The following is a 22,275-nucleotide window of genomic DNA, read 5'->3' as shown; positions in this document are numbered from 1 at the left end:
TTATGAGACGACATATCAGCGAAAAAGCGCCTCGGCGGCTGCCCGGCTGTCGCCCTTTTTCAGCCTTTCGACTTTCAGACGCTCAATTTCGGATTGCAGCAAAGCGATGTGCTGATCAATCTCTCTCAGAGATAACACAGACAGTTCCTCATCGCTCAGAACCACACTCTTGCGCGGTTGTCCTGCATCTTCATCGATACCGCTCATGGCCTTCCTCCGGAGTCTATGGCGTGTCTATAAAGACAAAAAAGATTTAACACCTTGAATCTTCGCATATATATTTTCAAAAATCGATGATGAATTATTCTCAAATGCGAAGCGTACTCTATGTGGAGTGCTCTTTGATGAGAAATTCGAACAGGGGTCAGACCATGACAACACAATTGCCTTCCCAGATGACTGCAATCGAAATTGCGCAACCGGGTGGAGCGCATGTGTTGCGCCCTACCGAACGGGCTGTGCCACAGCCACAAGCGGGGGAAATTCTGGTTCGAATTCGTGCGGCTGGTGTCAACCGGCCCGATGTTTTGCAGCGCCAGGGCAGCTACGCTCCGCCACCCGGCGCATCAGATATACCGGGGCTTGAGATCGCCGGTGATGTCGTGGCTCTGGGTGAAGGCGTTGAGCGCTATCGCATTGGTGATCAGGTTGTCGCGCTGCTTGCCGGTGGCGGTTATGCAGAATATGCAACGGTGCATGAAACCAACGCCCTAACGCTGCCTTCCGGCTATGGTTATCGCGAAGCTGCGGCAATCCCAGAAACCTTTTTCACAGTCTGGCATAATGTGTTTGAGCGCGGTGGATTGAAGAAAGGCGAGACCTTGCTCATCCATGGTGGATCATCAGGCATTGGAACGACGGCCATCCAGCTTGCAAAGGCCTTTGGTGCGCAGGTGATCGTTACGGCAGGCTCAAAAGATAAATGCGAAGCCTGCACAAAATTGGGTGCGGACCGGGCCATCAATTATCGTGAAGAGGATTTTGTGACGGTGGTTAAAGAGATAACGGGCGGCAAAGGTGCCGATGTTATTCTCGATATGGTGGGTGGCGATTATGTCGATCGCAACTACAAGGCTGCCGCCGAAGACGGGCGCATTGTGCAGATCGCATTTTTGAATGGTGCCAAGGCGACTGCCAATTTCGCGATTCTGATGACCAAGCGTCTGACCCATACCGGTTCGACATTGCGCTCGCGTTCTGTCGCGTTCAAAGCAGGTATTGCGCGTGAACTGGAAGCGAAAGTCTGGCCGCTGCTGGACGATCGACGCGTTGTGCCTGTCATGGATATGGTTTTTCCGCTTAAAGAAGCGTGGCGGGCACATGAGCGCATGGAAGGCAGTCAGCATGTTGGTAAAATTGTGCTGGATGTCGCCTGATTTCTTTTCACAAGAAGAGAACATGGGATGGCTTAACAGCAGTTTCTTGCTCTATGACCAAAAAAAATATATATAGGCCATGATTTCCCGGAATTTGTGGTTTTTCCCACGTCCCGCGCCACCGGAGCGGACGAACAGAAGGATTATATCTAATGGCCACCCAGCTTCTTATGCCGAAGGCAACGGCCGTCTGGCTCGTCGATAATACGGCTTTGTCTTTTGACCAGATTGCTGCTTTCTGCAAGCTGCATCCGCTTGAGGTGAAGGCAATTGCGGACGGTGAAGCTTCGCAGGGCATCAAGGGGCTTGATCCCGTTATCACCGGCCAGATTTCTCGCGAAGAAATTGCCAAGGGTGAGAAGGACCCATACCATCGTCTGAAGCTTTCCGACCCTAAGGTGCGTGTGCCGGAAGCCAAGCGCAAGGGACCACGCTATACGCCGCTTTCAAAGCGTCAGGATCGTCCCAACGCGATTCTCTGGCTGGTGCGTAACCATCCGGAATTGAAAGATGCGCAGATTTCCCGCCTGATCGGCACAACCAAGTCGACCATCGAACAGATTCGCAACCGCAGTCACTGGAATTCTGCCAATCTGACGGCCATGGACCCTGTGACGCTCGGCCTTTGCTCGCAGATCGATCTCGACCTTGAAGTTGATCGCGCAGCGCGCAACCGTCCGGCTGCTGAAACTGACAGCACATTGCTGCCGGCATCGGCCACGGAAAACTTCGATTACCGTGATGAAGCGCCTGAGGAAGAAGAGCTGGATGCGGACAAGGTTTTCGCAAAGCTGTCTTCGCTGAAGGGCTCGAACACCGACGAAGACGAAGAATAAGATTTCTTCGATTGAACAAAAAACCCGCCTGTCCGGCGGGTTTTTTTAATCCTTAAACGCGTTGTATTCACTCATTTCCATCAGTCGGTAGAAGTCAGCCAGTGTTTTTCCGCGTTCAGAGCGGAATGTGCGCCCGGCATTGCCCGCCGCAATGATGCGGTCTGTTCGAAATGTGCGGAAAGCATTGCGCAATTCGCACCAGCCAATCACCGTCCAGACCTTGCCCCAGAACCAAAGGCCAAGCGGACGAATGTCGCGCTCGCTTTCGCGCGCTTCAAGGTCGCGATAGCGGATATTGAGAACCTTCCCTTCATCGACAGCCCGTTCTACGGCATCAATGATGCGCCGTTCATCCACACTGATCGATGCAGACGGTGCATGGATTTGTGTGCTGGTAATGCGGGCGCGTTCTTCCTTGGGCAGCACGGCTTCAATCTTTACCAGCGCTTCCTCTGCGCCACGTGCCATCGAAACGCCGCCCCATGCACGGATCAGACGTGCGCCTGCAACCAGTGCCACGATTTCGTCGCGCGTAAACATCAGCGGCGGCAGTTCAAAGCCCTGCCTGAGAATATAGCCGACACCGGCCTCACCATCGATGGGAACGCCTGTTGATTGCAGGTCGGCAATGTCGCGGTAGATGGTGCGTTCGGAAACTTCCAGCCGTTCGGCAAGCTGGCGCGCGGTGACAAGTCTGCCACCACGCAAGTGCTGAACAATCTGGAAAAGGCGGTCTGCGCGGCGCATTCCTGGCTTATTCTCCGTTACATTGTTTTGCTTTGCGCTGTTCCAGATAACGGTCTGGCCAACCCATATCCTTGCGCAGGTCGCTTGGGAGATTGTCGAGCGCGCGCTGTGTTCGTATGAAGCGTCGACGTTCGTCCTGCTTGCGCCTGTATTCCTTGAGAATTGCGAGCAGTGGTGCGATTGCGAATGCCATGGTGATCCCTCATCTTTGAGAATGCATTATGGCACAGACCTCCTGACAACTGTCTGTCAGGAGCGATCTTCACTCCTGTCTTTCTGACATGCGCGATCAGCGATTATTTTATCACGCCTTGAAGGGCGGTGCTGCTTTATAGCTCAGCGGTAAGCGGCCTCCATCTGCATAGATTGTCTGGCCGGTCACAAAGCTTGAATCGCTCGACGCGAGAAATGAAGCAATGGCAGCAATTTCAGATGGTTGACCGATTCTTCCCAAAGGCGTGCGTTCCAGTATCGCGTTTCGCGCGCCTGTATCGCTGTTTACGGCAGACAGCATATCGGTTTCGATGGACCCGGGGCCGATTGCATTAACGCGAATGCCCCATTTTGCGAGCGCTATTGCCATCGTGCGTGTCAGCTGGTTCACGCCACCTTTGGATACGGAATAAGCAAGCTGGTCGGGCAGGCCGAATATCGCGTTGATCGACGACATATTGATAATGCTGCCAGCCTCGCCACCCGCTTCCACGCGTGCAACCATACGCTTTGCAACCGCCTGAGAGCAGAGAAACGCCCCTTTGAGATTGACGCGCATAACGCGGTCGAAATCGTCTTCTTTCAGATCGAGAAAATCTGCCTGATGTACGATGCCAGCATTGTTGACGAGAATATCGATCTCCCCAAGATTGGCCGTGGCATAAGTCAGCAGATTATGGATATCAAGTTTATCGGCGACATCGCAGGCAATCGAAAGAATGCGGCCATATTGTTCCAAGTCTTTGACGGCTTTCGTTGCCGCCGCGCCGTCAATATCTGACAAAACGACGCTTGCACCGTCCATAAGGAAACGCTTGGCAATGGCATAGCCAATACCGCGGCCAGCACCGGTGACAATTGCCACTTTGCCTTCTAATTGCATGGATCATTCTCCGATTTTTGCCGGAGAGTGGACCGGCGATTTTCGCCGGTCAAGACCATGCGGTGCGATAACAAACGTCAGGCAAAGGCCAGACCAATATGCCGCTCACGCAAAGTGGCACCGATTTCGTCGAGAATCGCCGGATCATCGATGGTCGCGGGCATTTTCCACTGTTCGCCATCGGCGATTTTCTGAATCGTGGAGCGCAAGATCTTGCCGGAACGGGTTTTGGGCAAACGTTTGACTGTCAGAGCAAGCCGGAAAGCCGCCACCGGACCAATGGCATCGCGAATCATGCTCACGCATTCCTTTTCGACCTCTCGCGGGTCGCGGTCGATATTGGATTTGAGAACGATAAAGCCGCAAGGCACTTGACCTTTTACGGCATCGGAAATGCCAAGCACTGCACATTCGGCAACATCTGGATGACTGGAGAGCACTTCCTCCATAGCACCCGTCGACAGACGGTGGCCGGCGACATTGATAATGTCGTCGGTGCGGCTCATGATGTAGAGATAGCCGTCTTCATCCATGTAACCCGCGTCGGCCGTTTTGTAATAGCCGGGAAACTCATGGAGATAGGCTTTGCGGAAGCGCTCATCGGCATTCCATAAAGTTGGAAGGCAGCCGGGCGGCAATGGCAATTTGATGAGGATATTGCCAAGCTGGCCACGTTCGACCTCATGGCCTGCATCATCAAGCACCTGAATATCATAGCCGGGCAGGCAGACTGCGGGTGAACCATATTTGGTTTCGAGCAACCCAAGCCCGAGCGGATTGGCAACCATCGGCCAGCCGCTTTCCGTCTGCCACCAGTGGTCAATGACCGGACAACCCAGCAGGTTTTCCGCCCAATGGATCGTGTCTGGGTCGGCGCGTTCGCCAGCCAGATAAAGCGCACGTAATTTGGAAAGGTCGTATTGGCGTACAAAGTTGCCGTCTGCATCTTCCTTTTTGATCGCGCGCAAAGCAGTCGGTGCTGTAAACATCACCTCCACGCCATGCTCGGCAATAATGCGCCAATAGGTGCCTGCATCTGGCGTTCCAATGGGCTTGCCTTCAAAGAGAATGCTGGTGGCACCTGCAAGGAGCGGCGCATAGACGATATAGGAATGGCCGACCACCCAGCCGACATCGGAAGCGGCCCAGAATACCTGTCCCGGCTCAATGCCGAATACATTTTTCAGCGACCAGGCAAGGGCGACCATATGGCCGCCATTGTCGCGCACGACGCCTTTGGGCTCACCCGTGGTGCCGGAGGTGTAAAGTATATAAAGAGGATCGGTTGCCGCCACAGGCGTGCAGGGAACATGGCGACCGCGGGCAGCATCAACCGCTGTGCGGTAGTCAATGTCACGGCCTTCCAGCGGCGTGTGCCAATGCTGGTCGCGCTGCAGAATGATGCAGTGGCTGACCTTATGATGTGCTGTTTCCACCGCCTTATCGAGCATGTCCTGATAGGGAACGACGCGATTGGGCTCGATGCCGCATGAGCCCGCAATGATCATCACCGGCTTTGCATCATCAATGCGCGTGGCAAGCTCGTTTGCGGCAAAGCCGCCAAAGACAACGGAATGTATTGCGCCGATACGCGCACAGGCAAGCATTGCCGCCGCAGCTTCCGGGACCATTGGCATATAAATGAGCACGCGGTCGCCTTTGGTTACGCCGTTATCGATCATGACGGCAGAAAGGGCTTCGACTTCCTCAAGCAGTTCCCGGTATGTCAGCTTGCGCGCCGTACCGGTGATCGGGCTTTCATAAATCAGAGCGACCTGATCGCCGCGCCCATTGGCGACATGACGATCAAGCGCATTGTAACAGGTGTTGCACTCCGCACCCTTGAACCAGCGGCCATACACACCTTCATCGCTTGCGAGAACCTGATCCCATGGCTTGAACCAGTCTATAGCTCCGGCTGCTTCAGCCCAGAAGCCCTCAGGGTCATTCTGCCAACCGGCGTAGGTTTCTGCATATTTTGATGTCATGCTGTTCCTCCCAGAAGCACATGCTTTATCGGACCAGATGATCCATCAAAGCATCGCGATACCATGCGGGATGAAAGCGTTAGACAGACCACTCTGGTTCGATGCCATCTGGCTTTGTCTCCTCCAAACGCTTTTCATCTCCTTCGGCTATTAGTTTACGCCGAGGATTAAAGCTTCGTCCATGAAACTTAAGACGAATAAGTGTATCACGAATAGGCATAAATTGACGCGGCTTGCAGGATGCTGATCGCTTGCCACGAAAAGGAATGAAAGGTGTTTTTGTGAGCAAGGTCCTGCCTGTACTGCTTCTTGTCCTGATGGGACTGCACATCATCAAGCCACTTGGCTTGCCGGGTCTGAAAAAGCGCAGCGATTTCTGGAAGATTGCAGCCTTTGCCCTGTTCGTTATGGCACTGGTGGTCGGTTTTCATTTTACTGAAAACTAAAATTTTGATCTGAAACGACTTTTTATTGGCAAAATGCCGCCGCCATGGTGATTTTAGCCATAATTGGGTTTTGACATAGCTCCCTATAATCCCATCTAAAGGATATGAAGTACAAGGAGGAGAGATGCGACGTGCCCTACTAAGCCTGCCATTTATTCTGGCCGCATCGATGATAGGCCTTCCAGTTCACACCGCGTTTGCAGAAAGCATCAATGCGGGAGACAGGGAAGCCACCACTGAGCTGCCGTTTAACGGTGCAGCCGTGGCGGAATTCGACACACCATGGGCGCTTGCATTTCTGCCGGGCGGCAAACTGATCCTTACCGAGAAGGGCGGCAAGATTTTTGTCGTGACCCAAAAGGGTGAGAAGACAGAAGTCTCAGGTGTTCCCGAGGTGCTTTTCAGTGGCCAGAATGGTTTGCTGGATGTGGTTCCTGCGCCTGACTTTACGAAAAGCAACGCGATCTATTTTACCTATGTTATGCCGGAAAATGGTGGCGGAAGCCTTGTGCTTGATCGCGCTGTTTTATCCGAGAGCAAAGGCAAAGCGGAACTCAAAGATCTTAAGACGATCTGGAAGCAATCGACGGTGGCAAAGGGTGGACAGCCCGGCGGTAAAATCGCCTTTTCACCCGATAAAAAGCATCTGTTTCTGTCGGTTGGGGATCGTATGATCCCTGCTACTGCGCAGGATGAGAATGCGCCAATGGGCAAGATTTTGCGGATGAATCTGGATGGTTCAACGCCAAAGGATAATCCCAATGCATCAGATGATGGCATCAAGGCGCTGACCTGGACGACCGGTCATCGCAATCCCTATGGCCTTGCTTTCGCACCCGATGGCAAGCTGTGGGAACACGAGATGGGACCACGCGGCGGTGATGAATTCAACCTGATTAAACCGGGTCGGAACTATGGTTGGCCGATTGTTTCCAATGGCGACAATTACAGCGGCAGGCCGATTCCGCGCCACAGCACGCGCCCGGAATTTGAGGCGCCGATGTTGTACTGGACGCCGGTGATTTCGCCGGGTGGACTGGCGTTTTACAAGGGCAAGATGTTTGGTGACTGGAACGGCTCTGCGCTGATTGCGGGCCTGTCGTCCCAGGCACTTATTCGCGTGACTATCGACAGTGATGGTCAGCCGCATGAAGTCGATCGGTTCGCTATGGAAAATCGAATCCGTGATGTGGCGGTTGGGCCTGACGGCGCGATCTGGGTAATCGAAGATGCTCATCCGGGTCGGTTGTTGAAACTGACGCCCAAACCATAAAAATCAGGCCCCGGATTTCCGGGGCCTGATTTTTACTTCTTGAGAACATCAACGCCGGGAAGCGGCTTGCCTTCCATCCATTCAAGGAAAGCGCCGCCAGCGGTTGAGATATAGGTGAAGTCATCGGCAACGCCTGCTTGATTAAGGGCTGCAACTGTGTCGCCACCGCCGCCGACCGATACCAGCTTGCCAGCTTTGGTACGCTCCGCAACATGCTTGGCGGTCTTGACGGTTGCCGCATCGAACGGATGCAGTTCAAAGGCACCCAGCGGACCGTTCCAGACGAGCGTTGCCGCATCGTCAATGGCTGAGGCAATCAGATCCGTCGAAAGCGCGCCCGCGTCGAGAATCATGCCGTCGCTTGGGATCGCTTCCACACCATAGGTTTGATTTGGCGTGTTGGCAGTAAAGTGCCAGCCCACAACCGCATCAACCGGCAGGATGATGGCGCATTTGGTCTTTTCAGCCTTGGCCATAATTTCGCGCGCAGTGTGGGCAAGATCATGTTCGCAAAGCGATTTGCCGACATCGTGGCCCTGTGCTGCGAGGAAGGTGTTGGCCATGCCGCCGCCGATCACCAAGGCATCGACCTTTTCAATCAGGTTTGAAAGCAGGTCGAGCTTGGTCGAAACCTTGGCACCGCCCACGATTGCCACAACTGGGCGCGCTGGCTGGCCGAGGCCTTTTTCAAGTGCTTCGAGCTCTGCCTGCATGGCGCGTCCAGCATAGGCCGGCAGCACATGTGCAAGACCTTCGGTCGAAGCGTGGGCGCGGTGTGCAGCCGAGAAGGCATCGTTGACATAGATGTCGCCATTGGCTGCGAGTGCGCTCACAAATTCCGGGTCGTTCTTTTCTTCGCCCTTATGGAAGCGGGTATTTTCGAGAAGCAGGACATCGCCGTCTTTCAGCGCGTCAACCGCAGCCTTGGCCTTGTCACCAATGCAGTCTTCAGCAAAATGCACGGCGTGCCCCAGCACTTTTGAGAGTGGCTTGACGACGTGGTTGAGCGAGTTCTCGTCAGAAGCAACGCCTTTGGGGCGGCCGAAATGGGCGAGCAGGATAACCTTCGCACCTTTCTTTGACAGTTCCGTAATGGTTGGAACAATACGTTCAATACGGGTGAGGTCAGTGACCTCGCCGTCCGCCATCGGAACATTAAGATCTACACGGACCAGAACGCGTTTGGATTTGACGTCGGCATCATCGAGGGTGCGAAAGGACATTTTTCTTCTCTCGGTTTTGAAAATGTAAGTGAAAACGCCCCTTCATGATTGAAGGGGCGTTTTCAGTCATTAGATCAGCTTGCCGAAGGCGACTGCGGTGTCGCTCATGCGGCTTGAGAAGCCCCATTCATTGTCATACCATGACAGGATGCGCACCATGGTGCCGTCCATGACCTTGGTCTGGTCGGTGTGGAAAACCGACGAATGCGAATCATGGTTGAAGTCGTGCGAAACAAGCTTCTCATCGGTGTAGCCGAGAATGCCCTTGAGACGGCCATTGGCGGCTTCACGGATCGCATTGTTGACTTCTTCAACGGTTGTTTCGCGCTTGGCGATGAAGGTGAGATCGACAACCGAAACGTTGGGCGTTGGAACGCGGATTGCAACGCCATCGAGCTTGCCTTTAAGTTCCGGCAGAACCAGACCAACAGCCTTCGCAGCACCCGTTGAAGTCGGGATCATGGAAAGGGCCGCTGCGCGAGCGCGGTAGAGATCCTTGTGCATGGTGTCCAGCGTCGGCTGGTCGCCCGTATAGGAGTGGATCGTGGTCATGAAGCCCTTTTCGATGCCGATGACATCGTTGAGAACCTGAGCCACAGGTGCAAGGCAGTTGGTGGTGCACGAAGCGTTGGAAATGACCTGATGGTCCTTCGTCAGCTTGTCATGGTTGACACCGTAAACGACAGTCAGGTCAGCGCCGTCGGCAGGAGCCGAAACGATGACGCGCTTTGCGCCAGCTTCAAGGTGAAGGGCTGCCTTGTCGCGTGCGGTGAAGATACCGGTGCATTCCAGTGCGATATCGACGCCTTCTTCCTTCCACGGAAGTTCAGCTGGGTTGCGGACAGCGTGAACTTTGATCGGGCCGTAGCCGACGTCGATGGTGTCGCCAGCGACTTTCACGTCCTTTGGAAAACGACCATGAACGCTGTCATAGCGCAAAAGATGTGCATTTGTTTCTACTGGGCCGAGGTCATTGATTGCAACGACCTGAATGTCGGTGCGGCCCGACTCGACGATAGCGCGAAGGACATTGCGGCCGATGCGGCCAAAACCGTTGATTGCGACGCGAACTGCCATTTTCTCTATATCTCCCAAAAGGGTTCTGCCTATGCAGTGGCTTGATAAAACAGTTGAAGGTTTTTGCAAATGCTTCAGCTGGAAATGTAAACGCCGGCGTGTCTAACGCCGGCGTTTGATAATTATGCGGCGGCGTTGAGTTTCTTTTCCGCAGCTTCGGCAGCAGCTTCTGCTGTGATGCCGAAATGCTTGTAGAGATCGTTGATTTCGCCCGAAGCGCCGAAGCCCTTCATGCCGATAAACACGCCGTTTTCGCCGATGAAGCGTTCCCAGCCGAGCGCCAGACCTGCTTCGATTGCGACCTTGACCTGCGCATTGCCGAGTGTGGCCTGCTTGTAGGCATCGCTCTGTTCTTCGAACAGTTCAAAGCAAGGAACGGAAACAACGCGGGTTGCAATGCCTTTGCCTTCGAGAAGGTCGCGGGCTTTGAGGGCGATTTCCACTTCCGAACCGGTTGCGAAGATCGAAACCTTTGCATCGCCGTTTGCAGCAGCGAGTTCGTAGGCGCCGAATGCGGAGAGGTTTTCTTCGCGATGTTCAGTGCGCACGACCGGCAGGTTCTGACGGGTCAGAGCCAGTGTTGACGGTGTACCCTTCGAATGCAGTGCAATCTGCCAGCATTCGGCCACTTCCACAGCATCTGCCGGACGGAAGACATTGTGGTTTGGAATGGCGCGCAGAGCTGCGAGATGCTCGACGGGCTGATGCGTCGGGCCGTCTTCGCCAAGACCGATCGAATCATGGGTCATGACGTAAACAACGCGGATGCCCATCAGCGATGACAGACGCATTGCCGGACGGCAATAATCCGAGAAGCACATGAAGGTGCCCGAATAAGGGATCAGACCGCCATGCAGTGTGATGCCGTTCATGGCAGCAGCCATGCCGTGTTCACGAATGCCGTAATGGATGTAGCGGCCACCGTAGTTTTCCGGCGTCACAGCCTTGGTCTGACTGGTCTTGGTGTTGTTGGAACCGGTGAGGTCGGCAGAGCCGCCCAGCGTTTCAGGCACAACGCCGTTGATGACTTCAAGAGCCATTTCCGAAGATTTGCGAGTCGCAACCTTCGGCTTTTCAGCGGAAAGCTTCTTTTTGTATTCGTTGATCGCGTCATCGAAGTTTGCCGGCAGGTCGCCGCGCATACGACGTTCGAATTCTGCGCGGGTTTCAGCATCGACATTTGCCAGACGCTTTTCCCATTCCTGACGCTTCTTGGCAGCGTTCAGACCGGCAACGCGCCATGCGTCGAGAACTTCTGCAGGTACGACGAATGGCTCTGCTGTCCAGCCGAGTGCCTTGCGGGTCGCAGCGATTTCTTCTGCGCCGAGTGGCGAGCCGTGGACCTTGTTGGTGCCAGCCTTGTTTGGCGAGCCAAAACCAATGGTGGTCTTGCAGGCGATGAAGGTTGGCTTTTCCGAAACCTTGGCCATTTCGATGGCTTTGGCAATCGCGTCCTGATCGTGGCCGTCAACAGCGAGCGTGTTCCAGCCGGAAGCGGCGAAGCGTGCAGGCTGGTCAGTGTTGTCAGAAAGCGAGATCGGGCCGTCGATGGAGATGTTGTTGTCATCCCAGAAGACGATGAGCTTGTTGAGCTGCAGATGGCCAGCAAGGGCAATGGCTTCCTGGCTGATGCCTTCCATGAGGCAGCCGTCGCCAGCAATCACATAGGTGTAGTGGTCAACAAGGCTGTCGCCAAACTGTGCATTGAGAATGCGTTCGGAGAGCGCCATGCCAACAGCATTGGCGATGCCCTGACCGAGCGGACCGGTCGTGGTTTCGATACCAGCGGCATGGCCATATTCAGGGTGGCCTGCGGTGCGCGCGCCGAGCTGGCGGAAATTCTTGATTTCATCGATGGTGATGTCTTCGTAGCCCGAAAGATAGAGCAGCGAATAAAGAAGCATCGAGCCGTGACCGGCTGAGAGCACGAAACGGTCGCGATCTGGCCAATGCGGGTTCTGCGGGTCGTGTGACAGGAAACGCGTATAAAGCGTCGTCGCGATGTCGGCTGCACCCATCGGGAGTCCGGGATGGCCGGAATTGGCTTTTTCAACCGCATCAATCGACAGGAAGCGGATTGCGTTGGCCAACTGGTTTTGTTTATCGGAATTCGTCATGGTCTCGGCCGTCTTTCCATAGTGGTTTTAACGGGGTTGCGGCGATGCCTCGGAACTGAAGCACGAACTCCTTATACTAAACGATTTAATCTCTTTAAACCGATTAAATGCTTGAGATGCTCGCGCTGCAGAAGGCTTTGGGACACATAGCAGCTGCATTTGTGGAGTCAACAAAACGATAGCTTTTCGACAATAAACAGTCTGCGATCATCGTGCTATACCAGCTAATTTATGGGGTGTTCATCACTGAAAAGCCTTTTTTGCGCGGATAACGGTGCATGAATGGCCTCTCGGCCCCCTCATTTGTTGCTTATCGGGCGGTCGATTATTACAGTCTTTTCAAAGATGCCCGTCCGGCAGGCGCGATTCGATGTCTGTGATCTGGCATTGGAAAGGAAATGGATGGCACCCGATACGACCCTCAGGCAGGTTCTTGAAAGGCTGGAAAAGGCACTCAACACGCTTGAACAAGCGGTGGACCTGCGGCTGGACAAGGAAGGCGATTTCGCCGAAGCTGAGGAAGAGGTGCAGCGTATGAACGCTGACCGTAGCCGTCTTGCACAGGAACTCGATCAGTCTGAGGCGCGCGCTGAACGGCTTGAAGCTGCGAACCGCGAAGTTTCGCGCCGTCTTGTGACAGCTATGGAAACCATTCGCGCCGTTCTGGATCGATAAAGGATACAAGCATGGCGACTGTAACCGTTACCATCGATGGCAAAGCGTATCGCATGGCCTGCGATGAAGGTCAGGAAGAGCATCTTTCCGGGCTGGCTGATCGTTTTGACCAATATGTCACGCATCTCAAATCATCGTTCGGTGAAATTGGCGATCTTCGCTTGACGGTCATGGCTGGCATTATGGTCATGGATGAGCTTGCAGAAACGCAAAAGCGCATCAAGGGCCTTGAAAGCGAGGTCGAGGCGTTAAGACGGTCGCGCGACGAGGCTCTGACCAATGCTGATCAGAACGATGCTGCCATCACTGGTGTGCTCGCAGATGTTGCCACACGGCTTGAGCAGGTGGCATCACGAATTGCGCCGCGCCCAGGGTCGGTGTGATTTAAAAAAGATTTCTGTATCTGGCGCTTACGCCACTGGCGCTCCCGCCTGACTAAGCCTATATATGGCATTGGCGTACTGCGCTTCCCGACAGGTGTAACAGCATCCCCGGGGCCTTATTGATCTCTAAGGGAGCTGTCCCTGTGAAGGCCCGTGGGCTTTCGCATATGGCGCCCACCTACGTTGTAGGTTCCCGGGATCAAACACTACCATCGGTCGTCGTGGTCGCCACTTTCTTTCGCTTTTGTGCCGTTCGGGGCCAAGCGCTTTGTTATTGAAGACAAATATGTTTTAAAACGCCTTATCCTTCAAAGTTATGTGCGTTTTCTGATGACTTCTTCTTCGCCCGATCTGCCCCCTTTTTCTGAACGTATCAGCATCGCTGTTCCGATTGCTGCGGTGTATGGGCTGTTGCTTTATGTCCTGATCTGGCTGACGCCTGTTTCTGACATGATGCCTTTTATCGCCGGACTCATGCTGTTGCCGATGGGGATTGCCAGCCTTGCATCCAGTATCAGCGATCCACGGGCGCAAAAGACCCTTTGGCGCCATGTAAAAATGAGCTGGATGATTATTGGCGGCCTTGTCGTCATCAGCATGGTCTTCTTCCGGGAAGGTGGCATTTGCGTGATTATGGCGGCCCCATTTTTCGCTGTTTTTTCCGCAATTGGATCATGGTTGACGCTTTCGCTCATCCGCCGCTTTCGCACGCCACGCTCCACAATGCTGGTGATTGCATTGCCGTTGATGTTCTACCCATTTGAACCATTGCTACACTATGAGCCGCATGAGGGAGCGGTCACGACAATTATCGATATTGCAGCTTCGCCTGATGTCGTGTGGGCGCAGACAGCTGAAATCCGCCATGTCCGCCCGGATGAACTGTCATGGACATTCAGTCACGGCATTGTTGGTGTTCCGCAGCCTGTTGATGCGCGTTTGGAGGGGGAGGGTGTTGGTGCTATACGCCAGCTTGAATGGACTCGTGGCGTCCGATTTCAGGAGATTGTGACGCGTTGGGAAGAAAACCGCCTTCTGGCTTGGGATTTCAATTTTGGTCTGGAGTCGATACCGGCGGCTGTTGAAGCCCATATCAATGTGGATAGTTCTTATCTCAAGCTTACCAATGGTGATTATCGCCTTGAAGCGCTGCCCAATGGTCATACACGGCTCACACTCACCACACGCTACCGGATTGCAACGCCGATTAATTTCTACTGCGACCTGTGGGGCCAGGTCTTTCTGAATGATTTCCATGGGGTTGTTCTGAAAGTCATTCGCGATCGCTCGGAGAGATTAGCAACAGCGGCTTGACGGATAAGCGCATTCCGGTTCCACTATCAGCAATTGGTGGAGGCATTGGATGAGTGATCACGGACAGCCGCGATACGGCGATAAACAACAATTGAGGCGAGCGGTGCTTTCGCGTCGCGATGCGCTTGATCCGCGGTTTCGCTTTGAGGCTTCTCTAACGGCAGCAAAAAAAGCAGAAACTGCAATTCCCGCACGCAAGGGCATCATCATTGCCGGCTATTGGCCGATCCGCTCCGAGATCGATCCGCGTCCGCTTTTATCTTTCATGCGTGATAAGGGGGCTCGCCTGTGTCTGCCGGTGGTTCTGGATAAGGAAACAATCGCTTTTCGTGAATTTTTGCCGGATGCAGAGCTGGTTCAAACCGGCTTTGGGACGATGGGACCCGATGAAAATGCGCCGCTGGTTGATCCTGCCATTATGCTTATGCCGCTTGCCGGTTTTGACAGACGCGGCCATAGGCTCGGCTATGGTGCCGGTCACTATGACCGCGCGCTGGCGCGTTTTGCGGAGCGTGGCCTGGAGCCGCTGTTGATCGGCATGGCTTTTGATTGTCAGCAAGTGCCACATGTGCCCAATGAGCCGCATGATATTGCTCTTCACCAGATACTGACAGAGACTGGCTTGCGCTCCTTCGATCAGGGCTGATAAAGACGAATTTATGAGATTACTTTTTCTTGGTGACATGGTGGGCCGGTCAGGGCGCACGGCGGTTTATGAAAAGCTGCCGGGCTTGATTTCTGATCTGAAGCTGGATTTCGTGATCGTCAACGGTGAGAACGCCGCTGGCGGCTTTGGTATTACCGAAGAGATTTTTCACGACACGATCCGCGCGGGCGCGGATGTGGTGACGACCGGCAATCACGTGTGGGATCAGCGTGAGGCGCTGGATTTCTCCAAGCGTGAAGACCGTTTCCTTCGCCCTGCGAATTTTCCGAAAGGAACGGCTGGTAAGGGCGAGGGGCTTTATATCGCCAAAAATGGTGCCCGCGTGCTGGTATCCAATGTGATGGGTCGCGTGTTCATGCACCCGGATCTGGATGATCCGTTTATCGCTGCCGAAAAAATCCTCGAAGCTTGCCCGCTTGGCGAGCAGGCGGATGCTGTGTTTTTTGATTTCCATGCAGAAGCCACCAGCGAAAAGCAGTGCTTTGGCCATTTTGTCGATGGTCGGGCCAGCGCGGTTGTGGGAACGCATACCCATGTGCCGACTGCCGATTGCCAGATTCTGCGCAACGGCACGGCCTATATGTCGGATGCCGGTATGTGTGGCGATTATGATTCGTCTCTTGGCATGGATAAGGAAGAGCCGCTCAACCGCTTCTTGTCGAAGGTGCCCAAGGGTCGTTTTGAAGCTGCCAGCGGCCCTGCCACTGTTTGCGGGGTCGGCATCGAGATTTCTGATCGCACCGGCCTTGCGGAAAAGGCTGCCCCTTTGCGCATTGGCGCAAGGCTCGAAGAAACGATCCCTGCCTTCTGGCGGTAGGTCTTTATAATTTTATCCGAACGCCCGCATAATCGTCGGTGACGGCGATGCGGGTGCAAAGCTCTGACCATTCGCAAGATGTACAGGCTTTGCGAATGCTGCCATCGGCGAAAGCCGCTCGCATCTGGCCAAGCTGTAGGGAATCAGGTGAGAGTTGTGCGCCAGCTAAGATCGTTCGGCCAAACAGCTCCGCTATATCTTTTATAGCCAGCCTGTCCCGAACAGCCACGCTTGCTTGAAAACAGTGGCAATCACTCTCGCAGAGCAGTGGCTGGCAGATGTCGTCGGGGCCATCGATGATCTCAATGTCTTCCCCGTTCGACAAACGCCCGGCAATCGCATCGTAATTTTCCACGAAAGCCGGGCTGTAGCCCTTGCCGATATAGGTCAGCATACAAAGAAGATGATGACCGCGCAGGCGTACTGTCATTGATCGTTTATCGTGCTGCTGCTTTGAGAATTGCAGCGCCGAGTGCCGACTTGATCAGCGCGCCAACGAGGAACGGCGTGACACCAAAGGCAACGGCTTTTTCAATGCCTATCACGCTCGAAAGCCACATGGCACCGAGTGCAAGGCCAAGCAGGTTGGCAGTGCCGAATGATACAAATGCCAGCATGACGTTTTTGCCGTTCCAGCCACGTTCCGCAAGATATCCGGTCAGGGCTGCCATAATCGGGAACGAGACCAGATAGCCAGCTGTCGGGCCTGCGAAATGTGCGATGCCGCCAGCACCACCAGCCAGAACCGGCAGGCCGATCATGGCTTCGCCGAGCCATGCAAGAACCGTGGCAAGGCCAAGACGCCAGCCATAGAGTGCGCCGATCAACGGCACGACCAGTGTCTGTAGTGTGACGGGAACCGGCACCATTGGAACTTCGATCTGCGATGAGATGGCGAGTACAAACGTGCCGAAAACAACGGCTGCAAGACGCAGGGCCGGTGAACGGGATTCAAGGTTAAGCGGGCTGAAGGAAGGGCGGGTTTGGGTGATGCTTGTCATGGCGTCCTCAAATTATAGATAAAATAGAGATTCGATCTATTTAAATTCCAGATAAGTGGCGTGCTTGGCAAGTAAGAAATTCATTGAATAGATAAAATGCTGTTTGCGCACACCAAACAATCCCAAGTTTGGTCGAACTTTGGGATGAAAAGCAGAAAACTGAAAACTGGTTGTGGGGGATTAGCCTACAATTGCAAAGGAATCACGCGTCTTGCCCGAGGCCGTTTTTACCGGGCGATGACCGATCCATTGAACATGACGCGCTAGGATGCCTGCGGCAGTATCGACATCGTTTTGACGCAGCGCGTCGAGTATCGCACGGTGATCATGATCTGTGCGGGTTTCCCATTCCGAACGCCATGTGGCGAACAGAAATCGTGCGCTGGCGGCATGAAGATCGTCGATGGCGGCGAGCAGCCGCGGCATGTTGCAGGGTTCAAGAATCAGGCGGTGAAAGCGTCGATTGGCTGCCTCCCAGCTTTTTACATCGCGCGATTTGTCGCCTTCAACGGTGGCCTGTTCGGCCGCATCCAGTGTGGCGCGTGTAATGTGGGGTGCAGCATGGTGGAGTGCGAGCACTTCAAGGGCTGCGCGCATTTCTGCAACTTCGCGGATTTCGCTGATACTGAAAGATGCAACGCGCACGCCCCGGCGTGGTTCTGAAACCGCAAGCCCCTGCGCCTCAAGCCGCCTGAAAGCCTCGCGCACCGGCACGTGGCTTGTTTCGAACTCCTCGGCGATATGGTCTTGCCGCAATTTGGTGCCGGGTTCGATTTCGCCCGCAATAATCCGGTCCGCAAGAATGCGGCTGATACGGGCGGCGATTGTTTCGCCGGGCGTGTCGCTGGTGTGCTGATTCATGGTTTTATAGATAATATTTTTTGATTATGCGCGTCGACCGATAAGTGAGCGATCAACATAGGATTTTGTAATTTGGCGCTTTTGCTGGACGAATGCGGCTCAATTCCTTATAACGCGGCCATTCAGCACGGAAAGCGCGGTGGCCGATATGCCTACGGCCAGACCCATTCTTATGTGACGCTTTCTCCGTGCGCATCATATGAACAGAACAGGGGTGCCATGGCTGGCCATTCACAGTTTAAGAATATCATGCACCGCAAAGGGCGTCAGGATGCCGTGCGGTCGAAAATGTTTTCCAAGCTCGGACGCGAAATTACCGTTGCGGCCAAGCAGGGTCTGCCTGACCCGTTGATGAACCCGCGCCTGCGTCTGGCAATCCAGAACGCCAAGGCGCAGTCGATGCCGAAAGATAACATCGAGCGTGCCATCAAGAAGGCTGCCGGCAATGACGGCGAAAACTATGATGAAGTGCGCTACGAGGGCCGTGGTCCGGGCGGCGTCATGGTTATCGTTGAAGCGCTGACCGACAACCGCAACCGCACCGCATCCAATGTGCGTGCAGCTTTCACCAAGTCGGGTGGTGCACTGGGCGAAACCGGCTCTGCCGCGTTCATGTTCGATCGCGTTGGAGAAATTATCTATAAGTCGTCAGCTGGTGATGCTGACACGATTATGGAAGCCGCGATCGAGGCGGGTGCCGATGATGTTCAGTCCGGCGAAGAAGAGCACGTGATCCTCTGCGCTTTTGAAGACATTGGTGAAGTGTCAAAGGCGCTGGAAGCAGCACTTGGCGAAGCCGAATCGATCAAAACGATTTGGAAGCCGCAGACCAATACTGAACTGGATGAGGAAAAGGCACGCTCGGTGCTCAAGCTTCTCAATGTGCTCGAAGATGATGATGACGTTCAGAACGTCTACAGCAACTTTGAAGTCAGCGACGAAGTGATGGAAAAGCTGAGCGCCTAAGTTCTGGTATCAGTTCCGAATATGAAAACTCCCGGCTTGTCCGGGAGTTTTTTATCGGGCGTCATTCTTTGAAATGCAGACAACAAAAAACCTCGCCTAAGCGAGGTTTTTCGTCAGTTCATATTCGGCGGTATTAGATACCGAGATTGCCGAAACGATTCTTGAACTTGGTTACGCGGCCACCGCGATCAAGCAGGGTCTGCGAGCCACCGGTCCATGCTGGATGCGTGGATGGATCGATATCGAGGTTCATCGTATCGCCTTCCTTGCCCCATGTAGAACGGGTCATGTATTCGGTGCCATCGGTCATCACGACCTTGATGGTGTGGTAGTCGGGATGGATATCAGCTTTCATCTTCTCAATCCTGAAAGTCTGGGAGCAAAAGCCCAGCTCTAATTTTAAAACTGCGGCACTTTCGCCCAATGACAGATATGAAGACCCGTTACCAACAGCAACGGCTTCCAAAAGGGTTGGCGAGCCTATACATCAGGCGCACGGCAATAACAAGGGCGCAATCTCAAGAATGGCCAGCAGAGACAGTCAAATTCGCATGAATCCAGATTTAGACGCGCGGGGAGAACGTAAACGTCGTTCGCTGAAGCCGTTAAAGCGGATGATTCCCTTTCTTGCACGCTACAAGACTCTTGTGGTCGGCGCGCTTTTTTCGCTGGTCCTTGCAGCTGCCACAACGCTTGCCGTTCCCGTTGCCGTGCGTCGCATGATTGATCATGGCTTCACCGGCGCCAATGCCGTCTTCGTCAATAATTACTTCGGTATGCTGGTCGCGCTGGCGCTGGTTCTGGCGCTGGCATCGGGTCTGCGCTATTTCTTCGTCATATCGCTGGGCGAGCGCGTGGTTGCGGATTTGCGCAATGCCGTCTTCTCTCATGTAACCAGCCTTTCGCCGGAATTCTTTGATCGCTCGCAATCCGGCGAGATCGTCTCGCGCCTCTCTGTCGATACCACACAGATCAAATCTGTTGTGGGGGCTACGGCGTCTGTGGCGCTGCGCAATGTGATTCTGGGTGTCGGTGCGCTGATTATGATGGTTGTCACCAGCCCCAAGCTGTCCGCACTTGTGATCGCCGCGATTCCGCTGATCGTGATTCCACTGATTGCCTTTGGTCGTTCGGTGCGCCGCCGTTCACGCATGACGCAGGATATGCTGGCGCATGCCAATGCCTATGCCAGCGAACAGATCGGTGCCATGCGCACACTGCAAGCTTTTACCAACGAAAATATGGTGGTTCGGCATTTTGCAAATGCGGTCGAGAAGGCCTATCAGGCAGCGCGCTCTTCGATCAAGGCGCGGGCCATTCTCACAGGTTTTGCGATTTTTCTGATTTTCTCCAGTGTGGTTGCTGTGCTCTGGTTCGGTTCGCGTGATGTGCTGTCTGGCACAATGAGCGCGGGCACGCTGGGGCAGTTCGTCCTTTATGCGGTGTTTGCGGCCAGCGCCTTTGGTGCGCTTTCAGAAGTGGGGGGCGAGCTTGCGCAGGCCGCAGGTGCCACAGAACGTCTTGCAGAAATTCTTGATGAAAATCCCGGCATTTCTGCTCCTGCAAATCCCGTTGCTTTGCCTGAACCGCCGCGTGGCGAAATCAGCTTTGACAATGTGTCTTTTTCCTATCCGACACGGCCTCATGCGCCTTCGCTTCATGGCTTAAGCTTCGCTGTAAAGCCGGGAGAGACAGTTGCGATTGTCGGCCCATCCGGGGCTGGTAAAAGCACGATCTTCTCGCTGGTGATGCGTTATTACGATCCGCAGAGCGGCTCGGTGATGATGGATGGTGTTGCTTTGCCTCAAGCTGATCCTGCGAAGGTGCGCGAACGCATTGCGGTGGTGCCACAGGATGTGGCGATCTTTGCCACCAGCATTCGCGAAAATATTGGTTTTGGTAAGCCCGGTGCGAGCGATGCGGACATTGAAGCCGCAGCCAAAGCGGCGCTTGCGCATGACTTCATTATGGCGCTGGACAAGGGTTATGATACGCAAGTCGGTGAACGCGGCGTGACACTTTCAGGCGGCCAGCGTCAGCGCATTGCGATTGCGCGTGCGATTCTGCGTGCCGCGCCTATTCTGTTGCTGGATGAAGCCACTTCGGCGCTGGATGCAGAAAGCGAAATGCTGGTGCAGAAGGCGCTCGACAGTCTCATGGACAACCGCACGACGCTTGTCGTGGCGCATCGTCTGGCAACAGTTCTCAAAGCTGACCGTATTCTGGTGCTTGACAAGGGCCAGATCGTCGAAGAAGGCACGCATCAGACGCTGGTTGAGAAGGGTGGCATTTATGCCCGCCTCGCCAAGCTGCAATTTGAAGCAGGCGCAGGCGTCTTCGGTAAATGAATAAGGGGGCTTCAAGCCCCTTTAACTCATTATCTCTCAGTAAGCTTAAGCTCGATGCGGCGGTTTCTCGCACGGGCATCGGCGGTATCGGAATTGTCGAGTGGCTGATATTCGCCAAAACCTGCTGCAACCAGGCGGTTGGCTGGCACGCCATTGGCGATCAGATATTTGACCACTGCCGTTGCGCGCGCGGAAGACAGTTCCCAATTGTCGCGGAAGCGGCCAGTGCCTGTCAGGGGTACATTATCGGTATGACCGTCCACGCGCAGAACCCAGTTGATGTCATCCGGGATTTCCTGATTGAGTGTGATGACGGCGGCCGCAAGCTTTTTCATCTCTTCTAGACCGGCAGGGTTGAGATCAGCCGAGCCTGTTGGGAAAAGCACCTCTGACTGGAACACGAAACGGTCGCCGACAATGCGGATGTTTTCCTTGTCGGACAGGATCGCACGCAGGCGGCCAAAGAAGTCGGAGCGGTAGCGGTTAAGTTCCTGTACGCGCTGCGCAAGCGCCACATTAAGACGGCGACCGAGATCGGCGATCTTGGCTGTCGATTCACGATCACGCGATTCGGAAGCATTCAACGCATCTTCAAGCGCTGCGATCTGGCGGCGGAGTGCTGAAATCTGCTGGTTGAGCAATTCCACCTGAGAAAGTGCCTGTGCACTGACCTGTTTTTCCGCGTCGAGACTCTGGCTTAATTCACCTGCGCGCTTTTCTGCGGCAGCTCCTGCACCACTGCCTTCATTGAGCAGGGCTTGCAGGCGAGAGCGTTCGCTTTCCGCCCCCGAGAGCGAGGCTTGCAGATTGGCAATCGTGTCTTGCAGGTCCTGCGAATTGCTTTTTTCAAGCGATAGGAGTTGCGTGAGTTCCTGTATCTGGCTGTTCAGGCGCGCCAAAGCGCTGTCTTTGCTATCAACATCGCGGCTGAGCAGAAATTGCCCGAGCACGAAGACCGTCAGCAGGAACATGATGGCCAGCAGCAATGTTGTGAGCGCATCAACAAAACCGGGCCAGTAATCAATATGGCGCTGCGGGCGACGGTTACGGGCAAGAGCCATGGT

The 22,275-nt window shown here is 54.5% G+C and carries 24 protein-coding genes and 1 other RNA gene; 12 read left to right on the top strand and 13 right to left on the bottom strand.

Going from position 1 to position 22,275, the window contains the following annotated elements; all coding sequences use genetic code 11:
• Nucleotides 1-15: 15 nt before the first annotated feature.
• Complete coding sequence (locus tag OPR82_RS11050; RefSeq protein WP_265984835.1) at nucleotides 16-207, bottom strand: DUF1192 domain-containing protein; 192 nt, start codon at nucleotides 205-207, stop codon at nucleotides 16-18.
• 164 nt (nucleotides 208-371) lie between these two features.
• Between OPR82_RS11050 and OPR82_RS11045 the strand changes: the two genes are divergently transcribed.
• Both OPR82_RS11045 and OPR82_RS11040 read left to right on the top strand, forming a co-directional pair.
• On the top strand, nucleotides 372-1,376 hold the full coding sequence (locus tag OPR82_RS11045; protein WP_265984834.1) for an NAD(P)H-quinone oxidoreductase: 1,005 nt from the start codon (nucleotides 372-374) through the stop codon (nucleotides 1,374-1,376).
• Nucleotides 1,377-1,528: 152 nt separating this feature from the next.
• Nucleotides 1,529-2,212, top strand: a complete 684-nt coding sequence (locus tag OPR82_RS11040) for a DUF1013 domain-containing protein (protein ID WP_265984833.1) — start codon at nucleotides 1,529-1,531, stop codon at nucleotides 2,210-2,212.
• A 45-nt stretch (nucleotides 2,213-2,257) separates the two neighbouring features.
• On the opposite strand, the gene OPR82_RS11035 is transcribed toward OPR82_RS11040, so the two are convergent.
• The 4 genes from OPR82_RS11035 to OPR82_RS11020 form a co-directional block, all read right to left on the bottom strand.
• Nucleotides 2,258-2,959, bottom strand: a complete 702-nt coding sequence (locus OPR82_RS11035) for a helix-turn-helix transcriptional regulator (protein WP_265984832.1) — start codon at nucleotides 2,957-2,959, stop codon at nucleotides 2,258-2,260.
• 7 nt (nucleotides 2,960-2,966) lie between these two features.
• Nucleotides 2,967-3,152: a hypothetical protein gene (locus OPR82_RS11030; RefSeq protein WP_265984831.1), complete on the bottom strand. Its 186-nt coding sequence runs from the start codon at nucleotides 3,150-3,152 to the stop codon at nucleotides 2,967-2,969.
• Between the two features lie 111 nt (nucleotides 3,153-3,263).
• The gene (locus tag OPR82_RS11025; RefSeq protein WP_265984830.1) at nucleotides 3,264-4,055 is read right to left on the bottom strand and encodes an SDR family NAD(P)-dependent oxidoreductase; all 792 of its coding nucleotides are present in this window, start codon (nucleotides 4,053-4,055) and stop codon (nucleotides 3,264-3,266) included.
• Between the two features lie 77 nt (nucleotides 4,056-4,132).
• Nucleotides 4,133-6,043, bottom strand: a complete 1,911-nt coding sequence (locus OPR82_RS11020) for a propionyl-CoA synthetase (protein WP_265984829.1) — start codon at nucleotides 6,041-6,043, stop codon at nucleotides 4,133-4,135.
• 266 nt (nucleotides 6,044-6,309) lie between these two features.
• On the opposite strand from OPR82_RS11020, the gene OPR82_RS11015 reads away from it, so the two are divergent.
• Nucleotides 6,310-6,489 (top strand): hypothetical protein, encoded by a 180-nt coding sequence (locus tag OPR82_RS11015; RefSeq protein WP_265984828.1) that lies wholly within the window; start codon nucleotides 6,310-6,312, stop codon nucleotides 6,487-6,489.
• A gap of 124 nt (nucleotides 6,490-6,613) precedes the next feature.
• On the top strand, nucleotides 6,614-7,762 hold the full coding sequence (locus OPR82_RS11010) for a PQQ-dependent sugar dehydrogenase (RefSeq protein WP_265984827.1): 1,149 nt from the start codon (nucleotides 6,614-6,616) through the stop codon (nucleotides 7,760-7,762).
• 32 nt (nucleotides 7,763-7,794) lie between these two features.
• Here OPR82_RS11010 and OPR82_RS11005 read toward each other — a convergent pair whose 3' ends face one another.
• From OPR82_RS11005 to tkt, 3 genes are all read right to left on the bottom strand, one after another.
• Nucleotides 7,795-8,985: a phosphoglycerate kinase gene (locus tag OPR82_RS11005; protein WP_265984826.1), complete on the bottom strand. Its 1,191-nt coding sequence runs from the start codon at nucleotides 8,983-8,985 to the stop codon at nucleotides 7,795-7,797.
• Between the two features lie 69 nt (nucleotides 8,986-9,054).
• Entirely contained in the window at nucleotides 9,055-10,062 is a 1,008-nt protein-coding gene (gene gap, locus OPR82_RS11000) for a type I glyceraldehyde-3-phosphate dehydrogenase (protein ID WP_265984825.1), read from the bottom strand.
• Nucleotides 10,063-10,184: 122 nt separating this feature from the next.
• Entirely contained in the window at nucleotides 10,185-12,179 is a 1,995-nt protein-coding gene (gene tkt / locus OPR82_RS10995; RefSeq protein WP_265984824.1) for a transketolase, read from the bottom strand.
• A gap of 402 nt (nucleotides 12,180-12,581) precedes the next feature.
• Between tkt and OPR82_RS10990 the strand changes: the two genes are divergently transcribed.
• From OPR82_RS10990 to OPR82_RS10965, 6 genes are all read left to right on the top strand, one after another.
• Nucleotides 12,582-12,854: a DUF4164 domain-containing protein gene (locus OPR82_RS10990; RefSeq protein WP_094540354.1), complete on the top strand. Its 273-nt coding sequence runs from the start codon at nucleotides 12,582-12,584 to the stop codon at nucleotides 12,852-12,854.
• Nucleotides 12,855-12,865: 11 nt separating this feature from the next.
• Nucleotides 12,866-13,237, top strand: a complete 372-nt coding sequence (locus tag OPR82_RS10985; protein ID WP_265984823.1) for a cell division protein ZapA — start codon at nucleotides 12,866-12,868, stop codon at nucleotides 13,235-13,237.
• Nucleotides 13,238-13,309: 72 nt separating this feature from the next.
• A non-coding RNA gene (gene ssrS, locus OPR82_RS10980) (6S RNA) lies at nucleotides 13,310-13,468 on the top strand.
• A 99-nt stretch (nucleotides 13,469-13,567) separates the two neighbouring features.
• On the top strand, nucleotides 13,568-14,551 hold the full coding sequence (locus OPR82_RS10975) for an SRPBCC family protein (RefSeq protein ID WP_265984822.1): 984 nt from the start codon (nucleotides 13,568-13,570) through the stop codon (nucleotides 14,549-14,551).
• Nucleotides 14,552-14,600: 49 nt separating this feature from the next.
• Nucleotides 14,601-15,197, top strand: coding sequence for a 5-formyltetrahydrofolate cyclo-ligase (locus OPR82_RS10970; protein WP_265984821.1), 597 nt, complete (start codon nucleotides 14,601-14,603; stop codon nucleotides 15,195-15,197).
• A 13-nt stretch (nucleotides 15,198-15,210) separates the two neighbouring features.
• On the top strand, nucleotides 15,211-16,035 hold the full coding sequence (locus OPR82_RS10965) for a TIGR00282 family metallophosphoesterase (RefSeq protein ID WP_265984820.1): 825 nt from the start codon (nucleotides 15,211-15,213) through the stop codon (nucleotides 16,033-16,035).
• Between the two features lie 4 nt (nucleotides 16,036-16,039).
• Here the strand turns inward: OPR82_RS10965 and OPR82_RS10960 are convergent, their stop codons facing one another.
• The 3 genes from OPR82_RS10960 to OPR82_RS10950 form a co-directional block, all read right to left on the bottom strand.
• Nucleotides 16,040-16,465: a DUF1284 domain-containing protein gene (locus OPR82_RS10960; RefSeq protein WP_265984819.1), complete on the bottom strand. Its 426-nt coding sequence runs from the start codon at nucleotides 16,463-16,465 to the stop codon at nucleotides 16,040-16,042.
• A gap of 7 nt (nucleotides 16,466-16,472) precedes the next feature.
• On the bottom strand, nucleotides 16,473-17,036 hold the full coding sequence (locus OPR82_RS10955) for a biotin transporter BioY (RefSeq protein WP_265984818.1): 564 nt from the start codon (nucleotides 17,034-17,036) through the stop codon (nucleotides 16,473-16,475).
• A gap of 180 nt (nucleotides 17,037-17,216) precedes the next feature.
• Nucleotides 17,217-17,897: a GntR family transcriptional regulator gene (locus OPR82_RS10950; RefSeq protein WP_265984817.1), complete on the bottom strand. Its 681-nt coding sequence runs from the start codon at nucleotides 17,895-17,897 to the stop codon at nucleotides 17,217-17,219.
• A 219-nt stretch (nucleotides 17,898-18,116) separates the two neighbouring features.
• On the opposite strand from OPR82_RS10950, the gene OPR82_RS10945 reads away from it, so the two are divergent.
• Nucleotides 18,117-18,863, top strand: coding sequence for a YebC/PmpR family DNA-binding transcriptional regulator (locus OPR82_RS10945; RefSeq protein ID WP_265984955.1), 747 nt, complete (start codon nucleotides 18,117-18,119; stop codon nucleotides 18,861-18,863).
• Nucleotides 18,864-18,996: 133 nt separating this feature from the next.
• On the opposite strand, the gene rpmE is transcribed toward OPR82_RS10945, so the two are convergent.
• The gene (rpmE, locus tag OPR82_RS10940) at nucleotides 18,997-19,218 is read right to left on the bottom strand and encodes a 50S ribosomal protein L31 (protein ID WP_265984816.1); all 222 of its coding nucleotides are present in this window, start codon (nucleotides 19,216-19,218) and stop codon (nucleotides 18,997-18,999) included.
• A 169-nt stretch (nucleotides 19,219-19,387) separates the two neighbouring features.
• Here rpmE and OPR82_RS10935 point away from each other — a divergent pair, with 169 nt between their 5' ends.
• Nucleotides 19,388-21,211 carry an ABC transporter transmembrane domain-containing protein gene (locus OPR82_RS10935; protein WP_396997393.1) on the top strand — a complete coding sequence of 608 codons (1,824 nt, stop codon included), beginning with the start codon at nucleotides 19,388-19,390 and terminating at the stop codon, nucleotides 21,209-21,211.
• A gap of 29 nt (nucleotides 21,212-21,240) precedes the next feature.
• On the opposite strand, the gene OPR82_RS10930 is transcribed toward OPR82_RS10935, so the two are convergent.
• Nucleotides 21,241-22,272: a peptidoglycan -binding protein gene (locus tag OPR82_RS10930; protein WP_265984814.1), complete on the bottom strand. Its 1,032-nt coding sequence runs from the start codon at nucleotides 22,270-22,272 to the stop codon at nucleotides 21,241-21,243.
• Nucleotides 22,273-22,275: the final 3 nt, after the last annotated feature.

The organism is Ochrobactrum chromiisoli, assembly GCF_026241335.1.
GTDB classification, from domain to species: Bacteria; Pseudomonadota; Alphaproteobacteria; order Rhizobiales; family Rhizobiaceae; genus Brucella; species Brucella chromiisoli.
Note: the sequence above shows the minus strand (reverse complement) of the source record. Positions and strands in the feature narration are given on the sequence as shown.

Coding starts and splice junctions, on each gene's coding strand:
- OPR82_RS10955 (WP_265984818.1), bottom strand. CDS start 17,036: ATGACAAGCATCACCCAAACCCGCCCTTCCTTCAGCCCGCTTAACCTT.
- tkt (WP_265984824.1), bottom strand. CDS start 12,179: ATGACGAATTCCGATAAACAAAACCAGTTGGCCAACGCAATCCGCTTC.
- OPR82_RS10985 (WP_265984823.1), top strand. CDS start 12,866: ATGGCGACTGTAACCGTTACCATCGATGGCAAAGCGTATCGCATGGCC.
- OPR82_RS10960 (WP_265984819.1), bottom strand. CDS start 16,465: ATGACAGTACGCCTGCGCGGTCATCATCTTCTTTGTATGCTGACCTAT.
- OPR82_RS11035 (WP_265984832.1), bottom strand. CDS start 2,959: ATGCGCCGCGCAGACCGCCTTTTCCAGATTGTTCAGCACTTGCGTGGT.
- OPR82_RS10975 (WP_265984822.1), top strand. CDS start 13,568: ATGACTTCTTCTTCGCCCGATCTGCCCCCTTTTTCTGAACGTATCAGC.
- OPR82_RS11040 (WP_265984833.1), top strand. CDS start 1,529: ATGGCCACCCAGCTTCTTATGCCGAAGGCAACGGCCGTCTGGCTCGTC.
- OPR82_RS11010 (WP_265984827.1), top strand. CDS start 6,614: ATGCGACGTGCCCTACTAAGCCTGCCATTTATTCTGGCCGCATCGATG.
- rpmE (WP_265984816.1), bottom strand. CDS start 19,218: ATGAAAGCTGATATCCATCCCGACTACCACACCATCAAGGTCGTGATG.
- OPR82_RS10950 (WP_265984817.1), bottom strand. CDS start 17,897: ATGAATCAGCACACCAGCGACACGCCCGGCGAAACAATCGCCGCCCGT.
- OPR82_RS10970 (WP_265984821.1), top strand. CDS start 14,601: ATGAGTGATCACGGACAGCCGCGATACGGCGATAAACAACAATTGAGG.
- OPR82_RS11005 (WP_265984826.1), bottom strand. CDS start 8,985: ATGTCCTTTCGCACCCTCGATGATGCCGACGTCAAATCCAAACGCGTT.
- OPR82_RS10945 (WP_265984955.1), top strand. CDS start 18,117: ATGGCTGGCCATTCACAGTTTAAGAATATCATGCACCGCAAAGGGCGT.
- OPR82_RS11015 (WP_265984828.1), top strand. CDS start 6,310: ATGAAAGGTGTTTTTGTGAGCAAGGTCCTGCCTGTACTGCTTCTTGTC.
- OPR82_RS11025 (WP_265984830.1), bottom strand. CDS start 4,055: ATGCAATTAGAAGGCAAAGTGGCAATTGTCACCGGTGCTGGCCGCGGT.
- OPR82_RS10935 (WP_396997393.1), top strand. CDS start 19,388: ATGGCCAGCAGAGACAGTCAAATTCGCATGAATCCAGATTTAGACGCG.
- OPR82_RS10965 (WP_265984820.1), top strand. CDS start 15,211: ATGAGATTACTTTTTCTTGGTGACATGGTGGGCCGGTCAGGGCGCACG.
- OPR82_RS11030 (WP_265984831.1), bottom strand. CDS start 3,152: ATGGCATTCGCAATCGCACCACTGCTCGCAATTCTCAAGGAATACAGG.
- OPR82_RS10990 (WP_094540354.1), top strand. CDS start 12,582: ATGGCACCCGATACGACCCTCAGGCAGGTTCTTGAAAGGCTGGAAAAG.
- OPR82_RS11045 (WP_265984834.1), top strand. CDS start 372: ATGACAACACAATTGCCTTCCCAGATGACTGCAATCGAAATTGCGCAA.
- OPR82_RS11050 (WP_265984835.1), bottom strand. CDS start 207: ATGAGCGGTATCGATGAAGATGCAGGACAACCGCGCAAGAGTGTGGTT.
- OPR82_RS11020 (WP_265984829.1), bottom strand. CDS start 6,043: ATGACATCAAAATATGCAGAAACCTACGCCGGTTGGCAGAATGACCCT.
- OPR82_RS10930 (WP_265984814.1), bottom strand. CDS start 22,272: ATGGCTCTTGCCCGTAACCGTCGCCCGCAGCGCCATATTGATTACTGG.
- gap (WP_265984825.1), bottom strand. CDS start 10,062: ATGGCAGTTCGCGTCGCAATCAACGGTTTTGGCCGCATCGGCCGCAAT.